The following is a 24,575-nucleotide window of genomic DNA, read 5'->3' on the forward strand; positions in this document are numbered from 1 at the left end:
CCCGCAGGAGACCGCACACCACATGGCCACCAATAATCGACGCCGCCGCCATCGCATCCTCGCCATTGCCGCGGCGGGTGCGGTGGCACTGCTGGTCATCGTGGTCGCCTTCGCGATCGTGGTGTGGCTGCGGCAGCCCGGTGAGATCCCGGGGCCGACGCCGCCGTCGGCGCAGCCGCCGACGTCCGGTCCCACCGCGAAGCCGTCGAAGCCGCGGCCGGCCTACCAGTCGGCCGACTGCCCCGATGTGCAGCTGATCTCGATCCCGGGCACCTGGGAGTCCTCCCGGGCGCTCGACCCGCTGAACCCGACGCCGTCGTTCCCGATCGCGCTGCTGCTGAACGTGAGCAATCCGCTCGGCCAGCAGTTCGGCGCCGACCGGTTGGCGCAGTACACGGTGCCCTACACCGCGCAGTTCCATAACCCGCTCGCCGCGGACAACCAGATGTCGTACAACGACAGCCGCGAAGAGGGCAAGAAGAAGGCTGTCGAAGCCATCACGGACATCAACAACCGGTGCCCGCTGACGAGCTTCGTGATCATCGGCTTCTCGCAGGGCGCGGTGATCGCCGGTGACATCGCCAGCGACATCGGCAACGGCCGTGGTCCCATCGACCAGGATCTGGTGCTCGGCGTGACGTTGATCGCCGACGGTCGCCGCCAGCCCGACGTGGGCAAGGACATCGGTCCGAACCCGCCCGGACAGGGCGCCGAGATCACGCTGCACGAACTGCCGCTCGGCATGCTCGGACTGAACATGACGGGACCGCGCGTCGGCGGCTTCGGTGCACTCAACGACCGGGTCAACGAGATCTGCGGAAAGGGCGACCTGATCTGCGCCGCGCCGACCGAGGCGTTCAACGTCGTCAACCTGCCCAGCACGCTCGCGACGCTGTCCGGCAGCGCCGCGGGACCGGTGCACGCGCTGTACAACACGCCGCAGTTCTGGACCCTTGACGGGCAGACCTCCACGCAGTGGACACTGAACTGGGCCAAGCAACTCGTCGACGATGCGCCGCACCCCAAACACGGCTGACATCACTGGTTGGCTACTGACGAGTACAAAACCGGTGGGGCGATTTGGCCTGCGAATTCGCGTCACCTAACATTAAGAGATAGCTAAGAGCACGGTCTTATCATCGACCGGACAATCTTGGGGTGGCATATCGCTACTGCCCGGTACCATTTGCCGGGATTTGGCGTGACTGGCTGCACACGACGTAGCCGGCGCGGCAGGCTGTGACAGGAGAGTTTGATGGCGTTCCACAACCCGTTCGTCAAGAACGGGAAGATCACCTTCCCGGACGGTGCCGGCATCGTGAAGCACGTCGAACGCTGGGCGAAGGTCCGCGGCGACCGGCTGGCCTTCCGGTTCCTGGACTACTCCACGGAACGTGACGGCGAGGCCAAGGACCTGTCCTGGGCGCAGTTCAGCGCCCGCAACAAGGCGGTGGCCGCGCGGCTGCAGCAGGTCACCCAGGTCGGCGACCGCGTCGCGATCCTGTGCCCGCAGAACCTCGAGTACCTCGTGGCGTTCTACGGCGTCCTGTACTCCGGCCGCATCGCCGTGCCGCTGTTCGACCCGTCCGAGCCGGGCCACGTCGGCCGCCTGCACGCCGTGCTCGACGACTGCAAGCCGTCGGCCATCCTGACCACCACCGCCGCCGCAGAGGGCGTGCGCAAGTTCTTCCGCAGCCGTCCGGCCAATGAGCGTCCGCGCGTCATCGCCGTCGACGCCGTCCCGGACGAGGTCGCGGCCACCTGGATCCCCTTCGACGAGGTCGACGAGCACACCGTCGCCTACCTGCAATACACCTCGGGCTCGACCCGCATCCCGACGGGCGTGCAGATCACCCACCTCAACCTGGCCACCAACGTGGTGCAGGTCGTCGAGGCGCTCGAGGGCGAAGAGGGCGACCGCGGTCTGTCCTGGCTGCCGTTCTTCCACGACATGGGTCTGATCACCGCCCTGCTGGCGCCGATGATCGGCCACAGCTTCACCTTCATGACCCCGGCGGCCTTCGTCCGTCGCCCGGAGCGCTGGATTCGTGAGATGGCGCGCAAGGAAGGCGACACCGGCGGTGTCATCTCGGTGGCCCCGAACTTCGCGTTCGACCACGCCGCCGCCCGTGGCGTGCCGAAGGAACCGATCGACCTGTCGAACGTCAAGGCCGTCCTGAACGGCAGCGAGCCGATCTCGGCCGCCACCGTGCGCCGGTTCAACGAGGCGTTCGGCCCGTTCGGCTTCCCGTCCAAGGCCATCAAGCCGTCGTACGGTCTGGCCGAGGCCACGCTCTTCGTGTCGACCACGCCGTCCTCCGACGAGCCGACCATCGTGTCGGTGGACCGCGACGCCCTCAACACCGGCACCTTCGTGGTGGTTCCGGACGATTCGCCGAAGGCCGTCGCCCAGGCCGGCGCCGGAAAGATCGGTGTCGACGAGTGGGCCGTCATCGTGGACGCCGAGACCGCCACCGAGCTGCCCGACGGCCAGATCGGTGAAATCTGGATCAGCGGCGCCAACATGGGCACCGGCTACTGGGGCAAGCCCGAGGAAACCATCGAGACGTTCCAGAACACCCTCAAGTCGCGCACCAGCCCGTCGCACGCCGAAGGCGCCGCCGACGACGCCACCTGGGTGCGTACCGGTGACTTCGGCGCGTACCACGACGGCGAGCTGTACATCACCGGTCGCGTCAAGGACCTGGTGATCATCGACGGTCGCAACCACTACCCGCAGGACCTCGAATACTCGGCGCAGGAGGCCAGCAAGGCACTGCGCGTCGGCTACGTGGCGGCGTTCTCGGTGCCGGCCAACCAGCTGCCCGACTCGGTCTTCGACGACGTCCACGTCGGCCTCAAGCGCGATGCCGACGACAGCTCCGAGCAGCTGGTCATCGTCGCCGAGCGTGCCCCGGGTGCGCACAAGCTCGAGCCCCAGCCGATCGTCGACGACATCCGCGCCGCCATCGCGGTCCGCCACGGCGTCACCGTCCGCGACGTGCTGCTGACCGCGGCCGGCGCCATCCCGCGTACCTCCAGCGGCAAGATCGGCCGCCGGGCCACGCGTGCGGCGTACCTGGACGGCACGCTGCGCAGCGGCAAGGTGGCCAACGCCTTCCCCGACGATCTGAACTGACCCCACACCCGGCTCCCTGTCCGGCGGCGAAAGTGAACAGTGAAAATGACTGACACCGAAGACAATTCGAACGAAATCGACACTTCGCCGCAGGAGGGGCAGGAAACCGCTCGGGCCAACGGCATGTCCGTGCCGGAGATGCGTGAGTGGCTGCGCAACTGGGTGGCCAACGCCACGGGCCAGCCGGCCGACCGGATCGACGAGTCGACGGCGATGGTCGAGCTCGGCCTGTCGTCGCGTGACGCGGTTGCCATGGCGTCCGACATCGAGGACCTCACCGGTGTCACGCTGACCGCCACGGTGGCGTTCCGGCACCCGACCATCGAGTCGCTGGCGCAGGTCATCATCGAGGGTGAGCCCGAGGAAGACACCGAGGCCGCGAACGCCGAGGACTGGTCCCGCGACGCCGACGACGACGCGATGAACATCGCGGTCGTCGGTCTGGCCACCCGCTTCCCGGGTGACATGAACACGCCCGACGAGATGTGGCAGGCGCTGGTCGAAGGCCGCGACGCCATCACCGATCTGCCCGAGGGCCGCTGGGAAGAATTCCTGTCGGAGCCCCGCATCGCGGAGCGGGTGGCCAAGGCCCGCACCCGCGGCGGCTACCTGTCGGACATCAAGGGCTTCGACGCCGAATTCTTCGCGCTGGCCAAGATGGAAGCCGACAACATCGATCCGCAGCAGCGGATGGCGCTCGAATTGACCTGGGAGGCACTGGAGTTCGCCCGCATCCCGGCGTCGTCGCTGCGCGGCGAGTCGGTCGGTGTGTTCGTCGGCAGCTCGACCAACGACTACAGCTTCCTGTCGGTCTCCGATCCGTCGATCACGCACCCGTACGCCATCACCGGCACCGCGAGTTCCATCATCGCCAACCGGGTGTCGTACTTCTTCGACTTCCGCGGGCCGTCGATGGCCATCGACACCGCATGTTCGTCGTCGCTCGTCGCGATCCACGAGGGCGTCAAGGCACTGCGCTCGGGTGAGGCCAGCGTCGTCGTCGCCGGTGGCGTCAACGCCCTGGTGACCCCGATGGTGACGGTCGGCTTCGACATGGTCGGCGGCGTCCTGGCGCCGGACGGCCGCATCAAGTCGTTCAGCTCCGACGCCGACGGTTACGCCCGCTCCGAGGGTGGCGGCATGGTCGTGCTCAAGCGTGTCGCCGACGCACGACGCGACGGTGACGAGATTCTCGCCGTGATCGCCGGTTCGGCCATCAACCACGACGGTCGCTCCAACGGCATGTTGGCCCCCAACCCCGACGCTCAGGAAGCGGTGCTGCGCAAGGCCTACAAGGACGCCGGCATCGACCCCAAGACCGTCGACTACATCGAGGCGCACGGCACCGGCACCATCCTGGGTGACCCGATCGAGGCCGACGCGCTCGGCCGCGTCGTCGGCCGCGGCCGTGCCGCCGACAAGCCGGCACTGCTGGGTGCCGTGAAATCCAATGTGGGACACCTGGAGTCGGCCGCCGGTGCGGCCAGCGTTGCGAAGATGACGCTGGCGCTGTACCACGACAAACTGCCGGCGTCGATCAACTACGCGGGCCCGAACCCGTACATCGACTTCGACAAGGAACACCTCAAGGTCAACGCCGAGCTGTCGGACTGGCCGCGCTACAGCGGCCACGCCATCGCCGGTGTCTCCGGTTTCGGTTTCGGTGGCGCCAACGCCCACCTCGTCATGCGCCAGGTGCTGCCGAGCGACCTGGTCGAGCCGGAGCCCAAAGAGGTTGTGGCGGAAGAGAAGCCGGCCTCCGATGCCAACGCCGTCTACGTCGGCGGCGTCAAGATGGACGAGTACGGCGAGTTCATCGACGACGACAACGACACGCGTGGTGACGCCGAGTTCTACGGCTACGAGACCGACGACGAGCCCGAGCTCCCCGGCCTGACCGAGCGGGCGCTGGAGCTGATCGAGGCCGGCCGTGCCGAGCTGGAAGCCGCTGAGCCGGTCAAGCGCATTGTGCCGCTTGCGGTTTCGGGGTTCCTGACCTCGCGCAAGAAGGCCGCCGCGGCGGAGCTGGCGGACTGGATCGACAGCGAGAAGGGCCGGTCCTACTCGCTTGAGTCCATCGGTCGTTCGCTGTCGCGCCGCAACCACGGCCGTTCGCGCGCAGTGGTTCTCGCGCACGACCACGACGAAGCGGTCAAGGGGCTGCGGGCCCTGGCCGAGGGCAAGCAGAGCCCGCTGGTGCTGGCCGCCGACGGCCCGGTCACCAACGGTCCGGTGTGGGTGCTCGCCGGTTTCGGTGCGCAGCACCGCAAGATGGGCAAGAGCCTGTACCTGAACGATCCGATCTTCGCCGAGTGGATCAACAAGGTCGACGCCCACATCCAGGACGAGCGCGGCTACTCGGTTGTCGAGCTGATCCTCGATGACGCCATCGACTACACCAACGAGACCTGCGAATACCCCATCGAGGTCGTCCAGACCGTGATCTTCGCGCTGCAGATCGCGCTCGGCGAACTGCTGAAGGCGCACGGTGCGAAACCCGGTGCGGTCGTTGGTCAGTCGCTCGGTGAGGCGGCCGCGGCCTACTTCTCCGGTGGTCTGTCGCTGGCCGACGCCACCCGCACCATCTGCTCGCGCGCTCACCTCATGGGTGAGGGCGAGGCCATGCTGTTCGGCGAGTACATCCGCCTGATGGCGCTCGTCGAGTACTCGGCCGAGGAGATCAAGACGGTCTTCGCCGACTTCCCGGGCCTCGAGGTGTGCGTCTACGCCGCCCCGACCCAGACCGTCATCGGCGGTCCGCCGGAGCAGGTCGACGCGATCATCGCCCGCGCCGAATCCGAGGGCAAGTTCGCCCGCAAGATGCAGACCAAGGGTGCCAGCCACACGCAGCAGATGGACCCGCTTCTCGGCGAGCTGTCCGCGGAAATTCAGGGCATCGAGCCGCACCCGCTGCAGACGGCCTACTACTCGACGGTGCACGAAGGCCAGCTGATCCGGGCCGGTGCCGACCCGATCCACGATGTCGAGTACTGGAAGAAGGGGCTGCGCCACAGCGTCTACTTCACCCACGGCATCCGCAACGCCGTCGACAACGGGCACACCACGTTCCTGGAGCTTGCCCCGAACCCGGTGGCGCTCATGCAGGTTGGGCTCACCACCATGTCTGCGGGCCTTCACGACGGTCAGCTGATCCCGACCCTCGCCCGTAAGCAGGACGAGGTCGACTCGATGACCAATGCCATGGCGCAGCTGTTCGTGCACGGCCATGACCTGGACTTCCGGACGCTGTTCTCGCCGGCCAAGGACCCGGCCGTCGACTACGCGCCGATCCCGCCGACGCGTTTCAAGCGCAAGCCGCACTGGCTGGACGCCAACTTCACCGCCGACAGTTCGGCCATCGAGCCGGGCAGCCACGTCGCCACCCCGGACGGCCGCCACGTGTGGGAGTACGCCCCGCGCGGCGAGGTCGACGCCGCAGCGCTGGCCAAGCTGGTGAAAGCCGCTGCGGCGCAGGTGCTTCCGGATGCGGCGCTGACCGCGTTCGAGCAGCGCGCCATCCCGGGTGAGGGCTCGCGCCTGGTCACCACGCTGACCCGGCACCCCGGTGGCGGCACGGTGCAGGTGCACGCCCGCATGGGCGAGTCCTTCACGCTGGTGTACGACGCCGTCGTCACCCGCGGTGGTGATGGCGCGGCCCTGCCGGTCGCCATGGGTGGCACGGCGCTGCCGGCAGTTGTCGGTGCTTCGGCTGCCGAAACCGCCGTTGCTGCACCGGAACCCGAAGACGACGCCGCCATCCTGCAGGACGACCTGACGGCAGGCGCCGGCCTGGCCGCCGGCTTCAAGAAGTGGTCGCCGGACTCCGGTGAGACCATCGCGGACCGGTTGGGTGCCATCGTCGGTGGCGCCATGGGCTACGAGCCTGAGGACCTGCCGTGGGAGGTCCCGCTGATCGAGCTGGGTCTGGACTCGCTCATGGCGGTCCGGATCAAGAACCGCGTCGAGTACGACTTCGACCTGCCGCCCATCCAGCTGACCGCGGTGCGTGACGCCAACCTGTACGCGGTGGAGAAGCTGATCCACTACGCCATCGAGCACCGCGACGAGGTCGGCCAGCTCGCCGAGGCGCAGAAGGGCCAGACGGCCGAGGAGATCGCCGCGGCGCAGGCCGAATTGATGGGTGGCGCAACGACCGTCGCCGAGCTGGAGGCCAAGCTGGCCGAGGCCGGACACCCGCTGGCCGACAAGGACGACGCCAAGCCGGCGGCGGCCGACATCGCCACGGATTCCGCTGTCGCGCTGGAGGTTCCGCCGCCCCCGACCGACCCGTCCGGCCCGGCCGCCCCGCCGCCGCCGACGAACCCGTCGGGACCGGCCGGTCCGAACCAGGCCACCGCGGCCGCGGCTGCCGCCAAGGTCCTCACGCAGGAGGCGGTCACCGAGGCGCTCGGCGCCGACGTGCCGCCGCGTGACGCCGCCGAGCGCGTCACCTTCGCGACCTGGGCGATCGTCACCGGCAAATCGCCCGGCGGCATCTTCAACGAGCTGCCGGCCGTCGACGACGCGACCGCGACCAAGCTGTCCGAGCGGCTCTCCGAGCGCGCCGAGGGCATCGTGACGGTCGAGCAGGTGCGGTCGGTCAAGACGATCGAAGAGCTGTCGACGATCGTGCGTGATCAGCTGGAAGACGGCGTGGTCGACGGATTCGTCCGGACCTTGCGCGCACCGAAGGAAGGTGGGCCGCAGGTACCGCTGTTCGTCTTCCACCCCGCCGGTGGGTCGACGGTGGTCTATGAGCCGCTGTTGAAGCGTCTGCCCGAGGACATCCCGGTGTATGGCATCGAACGCGTCGAGGGCTCCATCGAGGAGCGCGCCGCCGAGTACGTGCCGAAGCTGCTGGAGATGCACAAGGGTCCGTTCGTGCTGGCCGGCTGGTCGCTGGGTGGGGCTCTGGCCTACGCGTGCGCCATCGGCCTGAAGCAGGCCGGCGCCGATGTCCGGTACGTCGGACTGATCGACTGCGTGCGGCCAGGTGTGCCGATCGACAAGACCCAGGCCGGCATGCGGGCCCGCTGGGACCGCTACGCCCGCTTCGCCGAGCGCACCTTCAACGTCGAGGTTCCCGAGATTCCGTATGAGGAACTGGAGAAGCTCGACGACGAGGGCCAGGTGAAGTTCGTGCTGGACATCGTCGCGCAGAGCGGCGTGCAGATTCCGGGCGGCATCATCGAGCACCAGCGCACGTCGTACCTCGACAACCGCGCGCTGGACACCATCGATATCCAGCCGTATGACGGTCACGTCGTGCTCTACATGGCGGATCGCTACCACGACGATGCCATCGTGTTCGAGCCCGCGTACGCCACCCGTCAGCCCGACGGTGGTTGGGGTGAGTTCGCTCCCGATCTGGAGGTCGTGAATATCGGCGGCGAGCATATCCAGGCCATCGACGAGCCGTACATTGCCAAGGTGGGGGCGCACATGAGCCAGGCCATCAACCAGATCCAGGCCGGGAAGTAGTAGGAGAACCGTGACTGAAGTTACCGAAACGCGCAGCCCTGCCACTACGGCGGAGAAGCTCGCCGAGCTTCGCGAAAAGCTCGAGCGCGCAGCCGATCCCGGTGACGAGAAGGCCAAGGCGCGGCGCGACAAGAAGGGCATTCCGTCGGCCCGCGCCCGCATCCACGCGCTCGTCGACCCGGGCAGCTTCTTCGAGATCGGCGCGCTGGCCAAGACGCCCGGTGACCCGAACGCGCTGTACGGCGACGGTGTGGTGACCGGCCACGCCACCATCGACGGCCGTCCCGTCGCGGTGTTCAGCCATGACCAGACGGTGTTCCAGGGTTCGGTCGGCGAGATGTTCGGCCGCAAGGTCGCCAAGCTCATGGAGTGGGTGGCAATGGTCGGCTGCCCGATCATCGGCATCAACGACTCGGCCGGCGCCCGTATCCAGGACGCCGTCACCTCGCTGGCGTGGTACGCCGAGCTGGGCCGCCGCCACGAGATGCTGCGCGGCACCGTCCCGGAGATCTCGATCATCCTGGGCAAGTGCGCCGGTGGTGCGGTGTACTCGCCGATCCAGACCGATCTGCTGGTGGCCGTGCGCGATCAGGGCTACATGTTCATCACGGGCCCGGACGTCATCAAGGACGTCACCGGCGAGGACGTGACGTTCGACGAGCTCGGTGGCGCGGACATCCAGGCGCAGCGCGGCAACATCCACAAGGTCGTCGAGGACGAAGCGGCCGCCTTCCAGTACGTCCGCGACTACCTGAGCTTCCTGCCCGCCAACACATGGGACGATCCGCCGATCGTCAACCCGGGCCTGGAGCCCGAGCTGACCCCGAGCGACTTCGAGCTGGACAAGATCGTGCCGGACGCCGACAACGCCGGCTACGACATGCACGACATCCTGCTGCGCATGTTCGACGACGGCGACATCTTCGAGATCGCCGAACAGCGCGCTCCGGAGATGATCACCGCGTTCGCGCGGGTCGACGGCCGGCCGGTCGGCGTCATCGCCAACCAGCCGCTGTTCATGGCGGGTGCCATCGGCAACGAGGCCTCCGACAAGGCGGCCGGGTTCATCCGCTTCTGCGACTCCTTCAACCTGCCTTTGGTTTTCGTCGTCGACACCCCCGGCGCCCTGCCGGGTGTCGCCGAGGAGACGGGCGGCATCATCAAGCGCGGTGGCCGCTTCTTCAACGCCATCGTCGAGGCCGATGTGCCGAAGGTGACGTTCGTGATCCGCAAGGCCTACGGCGGTGGCTACGCCGTCATGGGCTCGAAGCAGCTGTCTGCCGACCTGAACTTCGCCTGGCCGACCGCGCGTATCGCGGTGATCGGTGCCCAGGGTGCGGCGCAGCTGCTGGTCAAGCGCTTCCCGGATCCGACGGCGCCCGAGGTGCAGAAGATCAAGGCGGACTTCATCGAGGGCTACAACGCCAACATGGCGATTCCGTGGACGGCGGCCGAACGTGGCTACATCGACGCGGTGATCCAGCCGCACGAGTCCCGGTTGCTGCTGCGCAAGTCGCTGAAGTTGTTGCGCGACAAGCAGAAGCACGACCGTATCGCGCGCAAGCACGGCCTGACGCCACTCTGATCTCTCGCGAGCTGACTCAAATGTCCCCCGGCACACAGTGTTTGGGGGACATTTGCGTCCGGCGGCCGATGTTTGCGGCGGGGCCATTGTGGGTAGTGCCAGATCGTCAGCGACGGTCGTCGCAGGATGACACTCTTCGTACCAAGGCGGTTGACGCATGGCATTGACGGAATCGCGTAGCGGGCAGGCTCGAAACGGCGAAGCGGTGACCGACACCGACGCCGGTGTGCTCCCGCCGGTCCCGGACCGAACGCGCCGCGCCTTCTGGTGGCTGGAGCGGTTCGCGCCGGCGATCGGGGCCCGCTGGGCCACCGAATTGTGGTGCACGGTGCCGGATGTCGACCTGAGCACCAAGATGCCGCCCGGTCTGCCGGACAGCACGCCACTGGAAGCGTCGTGGGACGGCCACCGCATCGCCGGGCAGTCGTGGGGCTCGGGTCCGCTCGTGTACCTGGTACACGGTTGGGGCGGGTGCCGGGCGCACATGGCGGTTTTCGTCAAACCCCTTGTCGCGGCGGGATATCGGGTCATCGCCTTCGACCTGCCCAGCCATCATGACTCCGAGCCGGGAGCGCTGGCGCCGGGCCGCACCACCATCGTCGAGTGCGCGGAGGCGGTACGGGCCGTCATCGCTCAGCACGGTCCGGCGCATGCCGTCATCGGTCATTCGCTGGGTGCGAAGTCGGCTGCGCTGGCCGCGGCGCGCGGTGCACAGACCGGGCGTTTGGTGTTCCTCGCGCCGATGGGCGACTTCACGTGGTACCTGGACGCCTTCGCTGAACGGCACAACTTCGGGCGGCGGATCCGGGATCGCCTGCACCGGCGTCTAGATAGACGGCTCGGAATGCCGCTGCTGGACACCGACATCACCGCGTCGGCCGTGCACGCCGGCGACCGGCCGCTGCTGCTCATCCACGACCCCGATGATCCGGACAGCCCGTATTCGTCCAGCACCGAGATCGCCGAGGCCTGGCCGGGCGCGCGCCTCGAGACCACGAAGGGTCTGGGCCGGCTCGCGCACTACCGGATTCTGCGGCACCGCCCGGCGATCACCGCGGGCGTCGATTTCATCGGAACACCCTAGATCGCTGCTGGATTCGCGGCTCTGATGTTCGCGCGGCGGATGCGAATTCCACCCGCCGCGCGAACATGAGGGCCAGGCTCACTATTGAGTTGTCAAGGTGCACAACGCTTTAGGTGTTATGCGGCGTGGTCGAGTCGCATGGTGCGGCGGTTGTAGGCGGGTATTGGTTTTCGTTGTGGGTCGACGGTGGCGGGTGGGATGAGCCAGGGGTGTTTGTCGAGGCGCATGACGACGTCCCAGCCGTCGTGGTGCACGTTGGCGTGGCACGCCGGGCACAGCAGGCACCCGTTGCTCATGGGGTTCACCCCGTTTGGTAGACATCGGTTAAGCGGCCTGGTTGGCCGTTGTGACGAGCTGTCGCTCGAAGGTTATCGGACTGATCATGCCGAGGCTGCTGTGCCGGCGTGACCGGTTGTAGGTGTTCTCGATCCAGTTGCTGACCGCCAGGATCGCCTCACTGTGCGTGGCAAACGAATACCGTTGATAGAACTCAGTTTTCAGGGTCGACCAGAACGATTCCTGTTGCGCGTTGTCGTAGCAGACACCGGTCCGGCCGACCGATAACCGGACCCCGACTTCCGTGGCGACGGCGGCCAGCTGCGCGGAGGTGTACTGGCAGCCGCGGTCGGCGTGGAAGATCACCCGATCGGCCGGAGCGGCGGCCGGTGGCGGGTCACGGAACAGCACCGCCCGCCGCAAGGCCTGCTCGACTACGTCGGTGTGCAGACTGTCGGCGAAGGCGTACCCCAGGACTCGGCGCGAGCAACCATCACGGACCGCGCACAGGTACAGCCAGCCCTGCCCGGTGGACAGGTAGGTGATGTCAGAGGTCCACACCTTGTTCAGCTCGCCACGATCGAACCGGCGTGCCACCAGATCCGGTAGGACGCACGGCCCGTCACCGCTGATGGTCGTCGGCGGCGTCCACGGTCGCGGACTGATACCGCGAATCCCGTTCTGGCGCATCAATTTTGCAACCGTCTTGCGGGAAACGACTTCACCGGCGGCCCGTAGATCGGCGGTGATCCGCGGGGAGCCGTTCACCTGATCTGAGGCATCATGGGCCACCTTGATCTTGACCACCAGATCCGCGTTGCGCGCCGCCCGGCTGCCCAGCACCCCGCCGACACGGGCCAGGAGTGTGGTGGCCCACTTGTAGTAGCCCGACCGGGAGACGCCCAGCAGCGTGCACATCCGGGCGATGGTGGGCATCTGCGGGACGGCCTTCTGCGCGTGGATCAATTCGAACGCCTCGGCGGGTTCGAGTTCTCCGCAGCGAAGAAGGCCGCGGCTTTTTTCAGGAATTCCCGATCCATCCGCAACTCAGCCACCTCACGGCGCAGCCGCTCCAATTCGGTCCGCTCATCTGCATCGATTGCCGTCGGCGGATCAGCCATCTGTGAGCGTTCGATCGCGACCCACCGGCCCAGAAGCTGTTCACCCACGCCGATCTCCCGGGCCACCTCAACGATCGTGCGCCCGGTATCGATCACCAGATGCGCCGCCTCCCGCCGATAAGCCGGGGTATACGACTTCCTCTTCGCACCCATCAGGTGCCATCCTTCCCTGCCCAGCCGCAACCGGGCGATCAGGATGTCTACCAAACGGGGTCAACCGCACTCAGTGATGTTTCGCCGTGGTGGGTCCAGTGCACGATGTGGTGGGCGTGGGTGCGTCCGGGTGGTGCGCCGCATTTGATGCAGCATTGATCCCGGTGATAGAGCGCTTTGCGTAGATGCGGCGGGAACAGCCGTTTCTCCCGCCCCATATCGAGCGGTACCTGTTCGCCGTCGACGATGATCGTGGTGACGGTGGTGTCGCAGGTGAGCCGGTCCAGGGTCATGGTGCTGATCGATCCGATGAATTCCAGCGTGGCCAGGTCCGGCGTGTCGGCGGGTACCGTCACCAGGAGCTGGGTGCGCGGCGCGGACGCGGTGTCGCCGCCGCGGGCGGCGATATCCAGTACCGCCTCCAGGGCATCGGCGCGCCGCCTGCCTGCCGAGCGCACGTCGGGGCTGCCGTCGGGTTCGGGTCGCGGTGCCGAGTGTTCCTCCATCGCGGCGATGTATTTGGCGCCGACTTCGGCATCCAGATCCGCCCGGACCTGCACCCGCCCGTCGGAGGTGATCCGGTGGTCGACGGTGTTGATCGACCGGTCTTCGGCGGCCGGCAGCCCGCCTTCGGCGGCGGCGTGCCGGTTGCCCAGCCGCCGCGCCCGATTACCGATCTCAGCCGGCGTCGCCCCCGAGAAGAATTGCCCCAGTAGGTCGGTCAACTGGACGAAGCGAGTCTCCTCGTCGACTGGTCCGGGTGCGCGGGCGTGGATGTGGTTGATGCCTTTGACGATCGCGTCGACATGCTCGCCGGAGATCGCGCCGTCGCCGGCATGCGCCGCTAGGGTTGGCAGCGACGGTAGCGCGGCACCGACCCGGATCAGCCGTTCGGCCACCGAGGGTGCACACCCCAGCGACATCAGGAGTTCGCGGGGCGTCCGTCCCTGCGATGCCGCCACACCACAGCGGTCGAGCACCGCGGTCATTGTCGCGGCGAGATGGTCGACCACGCCCCGGATCAGCAGCAGTAGCCGCGTGACGTTGACGGCGTCCTCGCCCGACATGTTCTCGGGGATGGCCACGCCGCGCAGGTGGTCGAGGAGTGGGTTGAGATCCGGTGCGATTCCCATAACACAGTGTATCGAACAAACGTTCGAACGGCAAGGGTGATTTTCACGTCGGTGCGGGACATATCAGGACGTCCGTGACGGTGCCGGTGGCCTGTCTTTGGCGGGAATCCATCGTTCCGAGTACCGGCTGCGGTTTGTTACCGCGCTGATAAACATTCCGGATCGCGACCCCTCGGCAATGTGACGGGCGACGCACCGCGCCGCTCCGCGTTTACCCTGATCAACAGATCACCGCAGGTAGAACCCGCGATGCCGAAATCGCCTCTGTTTCATGACATGACAGCCCTGTTAACGCGGTCGCACAGGCACGGAGGGGGCATGTGCGTTCTTTTGACAGCCTTCTGACCGGCTCTAACCTCATGTTCCGACGGCTCGAGAGGAGGGCTTTGTGGCCGAGTTGGCAGGAAGCCCGGCGATGGCCGGCGACGCGTTGTTGCGGTTGTCCAAGTATTTTCACCGCGGTGAAATCTCCGGCGACCAGCGCACGATTCACAAGGTCGGCGGGCGATCGGCGGACGACTTCTATCGCGACCGCTGGGCACACGACAAGGTGGTGCGCTCCACGCACGGCGTGAACTGCACCGGTTCGTGCTCGTGGAAGATCTACGTCAAGGACGGCGTGATCACCTGGGAGTCGCAACAAACCGACTACCCGTCGATCGGCGCCGACAAGCCTGAATACGAGCCGCGCGGCTGCCCCCGCGGCGCGTCGTTCTCCTGGTACACGTATTCGCCTGCGCGCGTGCGGTATCCGTACGTACGCGGTCTGCTGCTCGACTACTACCGCGAAGCCAAAGAGCGGCTGAACGACCCGGTGCTGGCGTGGGCCGACGTCGTCGAGGACCCGGTGAAGGCCAAGGCCTACAAGTCTGCCCGCGGCCGCGGCGGCTTCGTCCGCGCGGAATGGTGGGAGGCCGCCGAGATCGCCGCGGCCGCCCACGTCTACACCGTCAAGACCTACGGACCCGACCGCGTGGCCGGGTTCTCGCCGATCCCGGCCATGTCGATGGTGAGCCATGCCGTTGGGGCGCGGTTCATTTCGCTCATGGGCGGGTCGATGCTGTCGTTCTACGACTGGTACGCCGATCTGCCGGTGGCGTCACCGCAGGTGTTCGGCGACCAGACCGACGTGCCCGAATCCGCCGACTGGTTCGACGCCGGCTACCTCATCATGTGGGGTTCGAACGTCCCCGTCACCCGCACGCCCGACGCGCACTACATGACCGAGGCGCGCTACCGCGGCCAGAAAGTCGTTGTGGTGTCGCCGGATTACGCCGACAACACCAAGTTCGCCGATGAATGGCTGCCGGCCCACCCGGGCACCGACGCCGCGCTCGCGATGTCGATGGGCCACGTCATCCTCAAGGAGTTCTTCGTCGAGAAGAACACCCCGTACTTCACCGACTACGTCAAGAAGTACACCGACCTGCCGTTCCTGGTCGCCCTGACCGAGCGTGACGGCCGGCTGGTCCCCGGAAAGTTCCTCACCGCAGCGGATCTCGGCGGCGAACACGCGGACACGGAAGCCGCGGTCTCCAAACCGGTACTGCTCGACGCCGACGGCACCCCGGTGGTGCCCAATGGGTCCCTGGGCCATCGCTTCACCGCCTCCGGTGAAGGGAAATGGAACCTGGACCTGCAGGGGGTCGACCCCCTCCTCACGCTGCACGGTGGCGCCAATGATGTCGCTACCGTTGCACTCCCTCGGTTCGACACCGACCAGCCCGGTGTGCTGGAACGTGGGGTGCCCACCAGAATCGTTGCGGGCCAGCGGGTCACCACGGTCTTCGATCTCATGCTGGCGCAGTATGGCGTGGCCCGTGACGGCCTGCCGGGCACCTGGCCGGCCGGTTACGACGACGCCACCGAGCCGTACACCCCGGCGTGGCAGCAGGCCATCACGGGCGTGCCGGCCCAAGCCGCCGAGCGTATCGCGCGTGAATTCGCCGACAACGCAGAGCGTTCCAAGGGGCGCTCGATGATCCTCATGGGTGCCGGCACCAACCACTGGTTCCATTCGGATCAGATCTACCGCTCGTTCCTTTCTCTCGTCATGCTCACCGGCTGTCAGGGCGTCAACGGCGGCGGCTGGGCGCACTACGTCGGCCAGGAGAAGTGCCGTCCGGTAACAGGCTGGGGCACATTGGCATTCGGGCTGGATTGGCAACGCGCACCGCGTCAGATGCAGGGCACCGTGTTCTGGTACCTGGCCACCGACCAGTGGCGCTACGACCGGTTCACCACCGAACCGATGACGTCGCCGCTCGCCACCGGCACGCTGGCCGGCCGGACGGCGGCCGACAACATCGCTCTCGCGAGCCGGCTGGGGTGGATGCCGAGTTATCCCACGTTCAACCGCAATCCGCTGGACCTGGCCGACGAGGCCGAGCGTCAGGGCAAAGACGCGGCGCAGCATGTGCTCGACGGCCTGAAGTCCGGGCACCTGCAGTTCGCCTGCGAGGACCCGGACGCCCCGGAGAACTTCCCGCGCTGTCTGACGGTGTGGCGGTCCAATCTGCTGGGCTCGTCGGCGAAGGGCAACGAGTACTTCCTCAAGCACCTGCTGGGCGCCGACAACAACGTAGCGGCCAGCGACGAGGACGGAGTGCACCCGCAGGACGTGCGCTGGCGCGACGAGGCGCCGGCAGGGAAGCTGGATCTGTTGCTGTCCCTGGACTTCCGCAACACCAGTACCACCTTGTACTCGGACATCGTGCTCCCGGCCGCCACGTGGTACGAGAAGCACGACCTGTCGAGCACCGACATGCACCCGTTCGTCCACGCCTTCTCGCCGGCCATCTCGCCGCCATGGGAGACCAAGACCGACTTCGACGCCTTCCACCGGATCGCCCGCGGCTTCTCGTGGTTGGCCGAGAAGCACCTGGGTAAGCGCAAGGACATCGTCGCGATGCCGCTCGCACACGACAGCTCCGACGCCACCGCCCAGCCCGGCGGAAAGGTCCTGGACTGGAAAGCCGGTGAATGCGAACCGATTCCGGGCAAGACCATGCCGCGGTTGGTGACGGTGGAACGCGACTACCCGGCGCTGGCCGACAAGATGGCCGCGCTCGGCCCGCTGGTGGAAACCCTGGGCCTGACGGTCAAGGGCGTCACCACGCACCCCGACGCCGAGGTCGAATACCTGGCCGGCGTCAACGGGGTGTCCGATCGCGGCGTCGCGGCGGGACGGCCGTCGCTGGCCAAGGACACCCACGCGGCCGAGGCCATTCTGGCGCTGTCCGGCACCACCAACGGCCGCCTGGCGGTGGAGGGCTTCGAGGCCCTGCAGCGCCGCACGGGGACCGAGCTCGTCGACCTGGCTGCCGAGAACGAAGGCAAGCGAATCACCTTCGCGGACACGCAGTCCCGCCCCATGCCGGTCAACACGTCACCTGAGTGGTCGGGTTCGGAGACCGGTGGCAGGCGCTACTCGCCGTTCACCATCAACACCGAGCGGCTCAAGCCCTGGCACACGCTCACCGGGCGCCAGCACTTCTATCTCGACCACGACTGGATGGACGAGATGGGGGAGCAGTTGCCGACGTTCCGTCCGCCGCTGGACATGACGGCACTGTTCGACGAACCGGCGGTCGGTGACACCAGCGGTGGCATCACCGTGCGTTACCTGACGCCGCACTCCAAGTGGTCAATCCACTCGGCGTACCAGGACAACCTGTACATGCTGACGCTTTCGCGTGGTGGACAGGCGATCTGGATGTCGGATGTCGACGCCGCCAAGATCGGGGTCAAGGACAACGACTGGATCGAGTGCACCAACCGCAACGGTGTGGTGAATGCCCGCGCGATCGTCAGCCACCGGATGCCCGAGGGTCTGGTCTTCATGTACCACGCCCAGGACAAGGCGGTGGACGTGCCGCGTACCGAGAAGACCGGTAAGCGTGGCGGTATCCACAACGCCCTGACCCGCATCATGATCAAGCCGACGCACTTGATCGGCGGCTATGCCCAGCAGTCCTTTGCGCTGAATTACCACGGCCCCACCGGAAATCAGCGCGACGAGGTGACGACCATCCGTCGCCGTTCGCAGGAAGTCGAGTACTGACATGACCGGATACGAAGCTCGCGGAGTAGACCAATGAGAGTCATGGCCCAACTGGCGATGGTGATGAACCTCGACAAGTGCATCGGCTGTCACACCTGCAGCGTCACCTGCAAGCAGGCGTGGACCAACCGTAGCGGTGTCGAGTACGTCTGGTTCAACAACGTGGAAACCCGTCCCGGACAGGGATATCCGCGCCAATACCAGGACCAGGAACGCTGGAAGGGCGGTTGGACGCTCAACAAGCGCGGCAAGCTCACGCTCAAATCGGGCTCCCGGTTCAAGCGGCTGCTGAACATCTTCGCCAACCCGGACCTGCCCACGGTCAGCGACTACTACGACCCGTGGACCTACGACTACGACAACCTCCTGTCGTCGCCGCTGATGGACACCACACCCGTGGCGCGGCCCAAGTCTCTGATCACCGGGCAGGACACCAAGGTCACCTGGGGCGCCAACTGGGACGACGACCTCGGCGGCGGACCCGAGCAGGTCGGGCGGGATCCGTTGCTGGCCAAGGTCGAAGAGGTCAGTCAGAAGGTCAAGCTCGAATTCGAGCAGACGTTCATGTTCTACCTGCCCCGCATCTGCGAGCACTGCCTGAACCCGGCGTGTGCTGCGTCGTGCCCGTCGGGCGCCATCTACAAGCGCGCAGAGGACGGCATCGTCCTGGTGGACCAGGACAAGTGTCGCGGCTGGCGCCAGTGCGTCACCGGTTGCCCGTACAAGAAGATCTACTTCAACCACAAGACCGGCAAGGCCGAGAAGTGCACGTTCTGCTACCCGCGTGTCGAGGTCGGCATCCCGACCGTCTGTTCGGAGACGTGCGTCGGCCGGTTGCGGTACATCGGCGTCATGCTCTACGACGCCGACAAGGTGCTGGAAGCGGCGTCGGTCACCGATGACAAGGACCTCTATCCGTCTCAGCTCGGCGTGTTCCTCAACCCGCATGATCCGCGGGTGGTCGCCGAGGCCGAGCGCGCCGGCATCTCACCGGAATGGATTGAGGCCGCGCAGAATTCACCGGTCTACCGGCTGATCGTCGACTATCAGGTGGCGCTGCCGCTGCACCCGGAGTACCGCACCATGCCGATGGTCTGGTACGTCCCGCCGCTGTCCCCGGTGGTCGACATCCTCAAGGAGACCGGCCACGACGGCGAGAACAAGAACAACCTGTTCGGCGCCATCGACACCCTGCGCATCCCGATCGAGTACCTCGCCGAGCTGTTCACCGCGGGGGAGGTCGGGCCGGTTCGGGCCTCCCTGCAGCGGTTGGCCGCCATGCGCGCCTACATGCGGTCGGCCAACCTCGGTGAGGAGTTCGACGAGACCATTCCCGAGTCGGTGCGTCTCACCGGCGAGGAGATCGAGTCGATGTACCGGCTGCTGGCCATCGCGAAATACCAGGACCGGTACGTCATTCCGAGCGGTGCCGGTTCCGACGCGCACCGTCTCGACGCTATCGCGACCGGCTGCAGCCTCGACGGTGACGGTGGCCCGGGGATGTCGGCCTTCGACGCGATGGCCGACAAGTTCCACCTCGTCGACACCAACAGCGCTGTGCCGAAGGATGATCCGACGCGCGTCAATCTGCTCAACTGGGACGGGCGCAGCCCTGACGGGCTGGTGCCGACCCGATGAAGCTCCTGTCCCTGGGGCGCCGGACGGCGACCGGTCCTGACCTGTCCGAGCATCAGCAGCGCCTCGTGTGGCGCGTCACTGCGCTGTTGCTCGACTACCCGACCGCCGAAACAAGCGCGCTCACAGATGAATTGGCGGCGGCTGCGGGCGAACTGCCCGAGCCGATCCGTACCCACGTGACCGACTTCCTGCGGTACTTCTGCGAGACGGACGCGACCGAGCGTGCCACCCGTTACGTCGAGACGTTCGACATGCGCCGGCGGGCCAGCTTGCATCTGACGTATTACGCCTACGGTGACACCCGTAAGCGCGGGATGGCGCTGCTGCGGTTCAAGCACTCCTACCGGCAGGCGGACATCACCATCGGCGACGAAGAGCTGCCCGACTACCTGCCGCTGGTGCTGGAATTCGCGGCCACCGTGGACCAGGCGCGCGGCGAGCGCCTCTTGGCCGAGCATGTCCCGGTACTCGAACTGCTCCGGCTCTCGTTGCAGGACAGCAATTCTCCGTACGCCGGTCTACTGGCCGCGGTTCTTGCGACCCTGCCGCCGATCAACACCGCCGACCGTCGGCGCATCACAGAACTCGCCGCCGACGGTCCGCCCGAGGAGGACGTCGGCCTGGACCCGTTCGGCATGGATCCGATGATGATGGATCCGGCCCTGGCTGGAGGGCGACGATGACCAACCTCTTGTGGATGACGTTGCCGTACATCGCTTTCACGTCGTTCGTGCTGGGGCACATCTGGCGCTACCGGACCGACCAATTCGGCTGGACCACCCGGTCGTCGCAGATCTACGAGAGCCGACTGCTGCGGCTGGGTAGCCCGCTGTTCCACTTCGGCATCCTCGGTGTGCTGGGCGGACACGTTGTCGGCCTGCTGATCCCGGAGTCGTGGACCTCGGCGATCGGCATTTCCGAGCACACCTACCACCTGCTGGCGATCGGCATGGGCGCGCCGGCCGGGTTCGCGGTGATCGCGGGCGCCGCCATTCTGCTGTACCGCCGCACCACGGTGCCGGCGGTACGTGCCGCCACCACCGCCGGCGACAAGCTCATGTACCTGCTGCTGGTCGGCGCCCTGGTCACCGGCATGGTCAACACCCTGGGCAATGTCGTGTCGGCGTACAACTACCGGGAGACGGTATCCCCGTGGCTGCGTAGCCTGTTCACGCCGCATCCCACGCCCGAGTTGATGTCGACCGCGCCGCTGTCGTTCCAGGTTCACGTGCTCATTGTCTTGGCGCTGTTCGGTATCTGGCCCTACACGCGGCTGGTGCACATGTTCAGTGCTCCCGTCGGTTACCTGGTGCGGCCATACGTCGTCTACCGGAGCCGGGATCCGCAGCGCGCGAGCAACAGTCGGTACGCCAAGGCCTGGGTGACGCCGCAGGCACCGCCGCCACGCAACCGTTGGGTGTGAGCCGGCTCTCTTCACACCCCGGCGGCGCGGCAGGTGAGTGAATCGTCACCACCGGGTCATCGCCCGGAGCGTCGGGGAAACATGAAAACCCTACGTTTGCAGTATGTTTCGATCGCGAACCATCACCGACTGGAACCCTGAAGACATCGTTGCCTGGGAAGCCGGCAACAAGTACGTCGCCCGGCGGAATCTGATCTGGTCGGTGATCGCGGAGCACATCGGGCTCTCGGTGTGGACCATGTGGTCGGTCATGGTGCTGTTCATGCCGCAGTCCGTGTACGGCTTCACCGCCGGGGACAAGTTCCTGCTGGCGGCCACCGCGACGCTCGTCGGTGGCTGCCTGCGCATCCCGTACACGATGGCGACCGCGACCTTCGGTGGCCGCAACTGGACCGTCTTCTCCGCGCTCGTCCTTTTCATTCCGACGCTGGGCAGCATGTGGCTGCTGGCCCACCCCGGACTCCCGTTGTGGCCGTACCTGGTGTGTGCGGCACTCGCCGGTCTCGGCGGCGGCAACTTCGCATCGTCCATGACGAACATCAACGCGTTCTACCCGCAGCGGCTCAAGGGCTGGGCGCTCGGAATCAACGCCGGCGGAGGCAATCTCGGTGTGCCGGCCATCCAGGTGGTGGGCCTGCTGGTGATCGCCGTCGCGGGTAACCGCGCGCCCTACTGGGTGTGCGCGATCTACCTGGTGCTGCTGGCCGTCGCGGCGATCGGTGCCGCGTTGTTCATGAACAACCTTGCGCAGCATCGGATCGATTCCGGCGCCATGCGCGCCATCCTGACCGAGTCCGACACCTGGAGCATCGCGTTCCTGTACATCGGCACCTTCGGCTCGTTCATCGGCTTCTCGTTCGCCTTCAGCCAGATCCTGCAGATCAACTTCGTCGCCGGTGGCCAGACCGCCGCGCAGGCGGCGCTGCACGCGGCGCAGATCGCGTTCGTGGGTCCGCTGCTCGGTTCGGTGGCTCGGGTCTACGGCGGTAAGCTCGCCGACCGCGTCGGCGGTGCCCGGGTGACCGTGGCGGCCTTCGCCGGCATGATCCTCTTTGGTGCACTGCTGATTTCGGCGTCGACCTACCACGACCACACCGGCGGCGCTGTCGACGCGGCCACCCTGGCGTGCTTCATCGTCGGCTTCGTCGCGCTGTTCATCCTGTCGGGCATCGGCAACGGTTCGGTGTACAAGATGATCCCGTCGATCTTCGAGGCCCGCAGCCACGCCGTGGTGGGTAGCGAGACCGACCGGCTGAACTGGTCGCGCGGAATGTCCGGTGCCCTCATCGGTTTCGCCGGCGCCATCGGCGCACTCGGGGGCGTGGGCATCAACCTGGCGCTGCGGCAGTCCTACCTGTCCAGCGGTTCGGCCACCGCGGCGTTCTGGGTCTTCGTCACCTTCTACGTGGCGGCACTGACCCTGACGTGGACCCGCTACATCCGCACCCCGCTGACTGTGGTCGCGCCTGCCGCGCCGGCCGAAGTCGTCAGTGTGGCTTAGTGTTTCCCGGAGTAGGTCGCGGTCACGGTGGGTGATGCGAACGCGATCAGCGGAGTCGACGGCGGGGTGGTGCTGGTGACTGTCGCCGGCCCGCCGGATGCCTCGAGAACAGACTGATCGTGTCGGGCGGTGGTGACCGCCAGGGTTCCCATGACCGCCAGGGCGCCGGCGCCGGCGATCGCCGCAACCGTGCGAACCACCGACGAGGTGGGTTGTGTTGTGTTAGCCATGTGTGTCTCCTTGTGCTCGTTGGGAAATATTTAGTGCTGGTGCTATTCGCCGCTCGCGGCAGCCAGACCGGCGCGCCGGGCTTCGCGGCGTAGTGCCGTACTCAGGTTTCCGGCTGCGCGCGGGTCTGAAATACCCAGCGCGGAAAGGCGTTCGGACTCGGAGACGCCGCCCCAGATGCCGTACGGCTCGCCGGAAAGCAGCGCGAAGGCGGCACACGGGGCCTTCACCGGGCACTGCTGACAAATCTCTTTGGCACGTTGTTCACGTTGTCTGCGCGCCCGACCGCGCTCGTTGTCGGGATGAAAGAAAACGCTGGAATCCATTGAGCGGCAACGGGCAGACTCCTGCCATTCCCATTCGTCGGCCACCGGCCGGATGGCCGGCGCGGGCAGTGGCAACGCGGTTCGCTTCCCGGTCATGTTCTACCTCGTGCTTCCTACTTGGTTGTTGGTCATGCGGTGACCCGTTGGCCTTTGCCGACGACCGTCACGCCGCCCTCTGATATGACGAAGCCGCGTGCCCGGTCGTGCTCGCTGTCGACCCCGATCTGCGCGCCCGGCGGAATCACGACGTTCTTGTCGACGATTGCGTTGCGTACCAAGGCATGTGCGCCCACCACGGTGTTGTCCAGAATCACCGAGCGGTCCACCGTGGCGTACTCCTCCACGCGCACACCCGGCGACAGCACGGATTCGCGTACCAGCGCGCCGGAGATGATCACGCCGTTGGAGATGACGCTGTTGACGGCGCGACCGACCCGGTCGCCGTCGTCGTGGACGAACTTCGCCGGCGGGTGCGGTGGAATGTGCGTGAGGATCGGCCATGTGCTGTTGTACAGGTCGAACGCCGGGACCACGGCACACAGGTCCATGTGAGCGTCGTAGTAGGAGTCCAGCGTGCCGACGTCGCGCCAGTAGCCGCTGTTCTCGGCATGAGAGCCCGGGACCAGGTTGCTCTGGAAGTCATAGACCTGGGCGCGGCCTTGCTCGACCATCATCGGCATGATGTCGCCGCCCATGTCGTGCTTGCTGAACTCATCGTCGGCGTCGGCACTCAGCGCGTCGATGAGCGCCTCGGTCGAGAAGACGTAGTTGCCCATCGAGACGAATGCCTCGTCGGGGGAGTCGGGTAGGCCCGGCGGGTCCGCCGGCTTCTCCAGGAACGCCTCGACCTGCCGGCCGTCGGGTGCGGTCTTGATCACGCCGAAGGCACTCGCCTCGGTGCGCGGCACCCGGATTCCGGCGACGGTGGCGCCCGCACCACCGTCGAGGTGCTGCTTGATCATCTGTCGTGGGTCCATGCGGTAGACGTGGTCGGCTCCGAATACCACGACCAGATCCGGTTTTTCGTCGTGAATGAGGTTCAGCGACTGGTGGATGGCGTTGGCCGAGCCGGTGTACCACTGCGGGCCCAGGCGCTGTTGCGCGGGTACGGGCGTCACGTAGTTGCCGAGCAGGCTGCTCATCCGCCACGTCGTGGTGATGTGGCGATCGAGGCTGTGGCTCTTGTACTGCGTGAGGACGGCGATCCGCAGAACCCCGGCGTTCACCAGGTTCGAGAGCGCGAAGTCGATCAGTCGATAGAGTCCGGCGAACGGCACCGCGGGCTTCGCCCGGTCGAGTGTCAGTGGCGACAGCCGCTTGCCTTCGCCTCCGGCCAGGACCAGGCCGAGGATCTTCGGATCGGCCATGTGATTTCTCCTTCTGGGCAGCGGGCAACGCCGTGGTGGATCACGCGATGTCGGACT

Annotated in this window: 15 protein-coding genes and 1 pseudogene; 10 read left to right on the forward strand and 6 right to left on the reverse strand. The window is 66.8% G+C overall.

Annotated elements, in window-relative coordinates; all coding sequences use genetic code 11:
• The first annotated feature begins 22 nt into the window (after positions 1-22).
• The 5 genes from culp6 to G6N46_RS19625 all read left to right on the forward strand — a co-directional run bounded on the left by culp6 (position 23) and on the right by G6N46_RS19625 (position 11,289).
• Positions 23-1,036 (forward strand): carboxylesterase Culp6, encoded by a 1,014-nt coding sequence (gene culp6 / locus G6N46_RS19605; protein WP_138251110.1) that lies wholly within the window; start codon positions 23-25, stop codon positions 1,034-1,036.
• Positions 1,037-1,255: 219 nt separating this feature from the next.
• A complete protein-coding gene (gene fadD32, locus G6N46_RS19610; RefSeq protein WP_138251109.1) occupies positions 1,256-3,139 on the forward strand; it encodes a long-chain-fatty-acid--AMP ligase FadD32 in 1,884 nt (627 codons plus the stop codon).
• Between the two features lie 45 nt (positions 3,140-3,184).
• Complete coding sequence (gene pks13, locus G6N46_RS19615) at positions 3,185-8,620, forward strand: polyketide synthase Pks13 (RefSeq protein ID WP_275938045.1); 5,436 nt, start codon at positions 3,185-3,187, stop codon at positions 8,618-8,620.
• Positions 8,621-8,630: 10 nt separating this feature from the next.
• The gene (locus G6N46_RS19620) at positions 8,631-10,205 is read left to right on the forward strand and encodes an acyl-CoA carboxylase subunit beta (protein ID WP_061006998.1); all 1,575 of its coding nucleotides are present in this window, start codon (positions 8,631-8,633) and stop codon (positions 10,203-10,205) included.
• 157 nt (positions 10,206-10,362) lie between these two features.
• Positions 10,363-11,289, forward strand: a complete 927-nt coding sequence (locus G6N46_RS19625; protein ID WP_061006997.1) for an alpha/beta fold hydrolase — start codon at positions 10,363-10,365, stop codon at positions 11,287-11,289.
• A 116-nt stretch (positions 11,290-11,405) separates the two neighbouring features.
• Here the strand turns inward: G6N46_RS19625 and G6N46_RS19630 are convergent.
• From G6N46_RS19630 to G6N46_RS19640, 3 genes and pseudogenes are all read right to left on the reverse strand, one after another.
• A pseudogene (locus tag G6N46_RS19630) lies at positions 11,406-11,582 on the reverse strand (HNH endonuclease); the annotation flags it as partial.
• Positions 11,583-11,613: 31 nt separating this feature from the next.
• Positions 11,614-12,839, reverse strand: a protein-coding gene (locus G6N46_RS19635) for an IS3 family transposase (RefSeq protein ID WP_138251108.1) whose coding sequence is annotated in 2 segments (ribosomal slippage) — positions 11,614-12,546 and positions 12,549-12,839 — 1,224 coding nt in all. Because the reading frame shifts where the segments join, the coding sequence is not laid out codon by codon here.
• 47 nt (positions 12,840-12,886) lie between these two features.
• On the reverse strand, positions 12,887-13,972 hold the full coding sequence (locus tag G6N46_RS19640; protein WP_163692899.1) for an HNH endonuclease signature motif containing protein: 1,086 nt from the start codon (positions 13,970-13,972) through the stop codon (positions 12,887-12,889).
• A gap of 415 nt (positions 13,973-14,387) precedes the next feature.
• Between G6N46_RS19640 and G6N46_RS19645 the strand changes: the two genes are divergently transcribed.
• The 5 genes from G6N46_RS19645 (at position 14,388) to G6N46_RS19665 (ending at position 22,597) form a co-directional block, all read left to right on the forward strand.
• Positions 14,388-18,035, forward strand: coding sequence for a nitrate reductase subunit alpha (locus G6N46_RS19645; RefSeq protein WP_138251130.1), 3,648 nt, complete (start codon positions 14,388-14,390; stop codon positions 18,033-18,035).
• Positions 18,036-18,068: 33 nt separating this feature from the next.
• Positions 18,069-19,673: a nitrate reductase subunit beta gene (gene narH / locus G6N46_RS19650; RefSeq protein ID WP_061006214.1), complete on the forward strand. Its 1,605-nt coding sequence runs from the start codon at positions 18,069-18,071 to the stop codon at positions 19,671-19,673.
• Entirely contained in the window at positions 19,670-20,356 is a 687-nt protein-coding gene (narJ, locus tag G6N46_RS19655; protein WP_138251106.1) for a nitrate reductase molybdenum cofactor assembly chaperone, read from the forward strand. The genes narH and narJ overlap by 4 nt, the downstream gene beginning before the upstream one ends.
• Positions 20,353-21,096, forward strand: coding sequence for a respiratory nitrate reductase subunit gamma (gene narI / locus G6N46_RS19660; protein ID WP_138251105.1), 744 nt, complete (start codon positions 20,353-20,355; stop codon positions 21,094-21,096). Before narJ ends, narI begins: the two co-directional genes overlap by 4 nt.
• Before the next feature lie 103 nt (positions 21,097-21,199).
• Positions 21,200-22,597 (forward strand): nitrate/nitrite transporter, encoded by a 1,398-nt coding sequence (locus G6N46_RS19665; protein ID WP_138251104.1) that lies wholly within the window; start codon positions 21,200-21,202, stop codon positions 22,595-22,597.
• Here G6N46_RS19665 and G6N46_RS19670 read toward each other — a convergent pair.
• Genes G6N46_RS19670 through glgC form a run of 3 tightly spaced genes read right to left on the reverse strand, consistent with a single transcriptional unit; the run spans position 22,594 to position 24,518 of the window.
• The gene (locus tag G6N46_RS19670) at positions 22,594-22,827 is read right to left on the reverse strand and encodes a hypothetical protein (RefSeq protein ID WP_138251103.1); all 234 of its coding nucleotides are present in this window, start codon (positions 22,825-22,827) and stop codon (positions 22,594-22,596) included. The two genes, G6N46_RS19665 and G6N46_RS19670, sit on opposite strands and share 4 nt — an antisense overlap.
• A gap of 42 nt (positions 22,828-22,869) precedes the next feature.
• The gene (locus G6N46_RS19675) at positions 22,870-23,226 is read right to left on the reverse strand and encodes a WhiB family transcriptional regulator (RefSeq protein ID WP_407665198.1); all 357 of its coding nucleotides are present in this window, start codon (positions 23,224-23,226) and stop codon (positions 22,870-22,872) included.
• 53 nt (positions 23,227-23,279) lie between these two features.
• A complete protein-coding gene (gene glgC, locus G6N46_RS19680; RefSeq protein WP_138251101.1) occupies positions 23,280-24,518 on the reverse strand; it encodes a glucose-1-phosphate adenylyltransferase in 1,239 nt (412 codons plus the stop codon).
• Between the last annotated feature and the right edge of the window lie 57 nt (positions 24,519-24,575).

It is taken from the genome of Mycolicibacterium phocaicum (assembly GCF_010731115.1).
In the GTDB taxonomy this organism is placed as follows: domain Bacteria; phylum Actinomycetota; class Actinomycetes; order Mycobacteriales; family Mycobacteriaceae; genus Mycobacterium; species Mycobacterium phocaicum.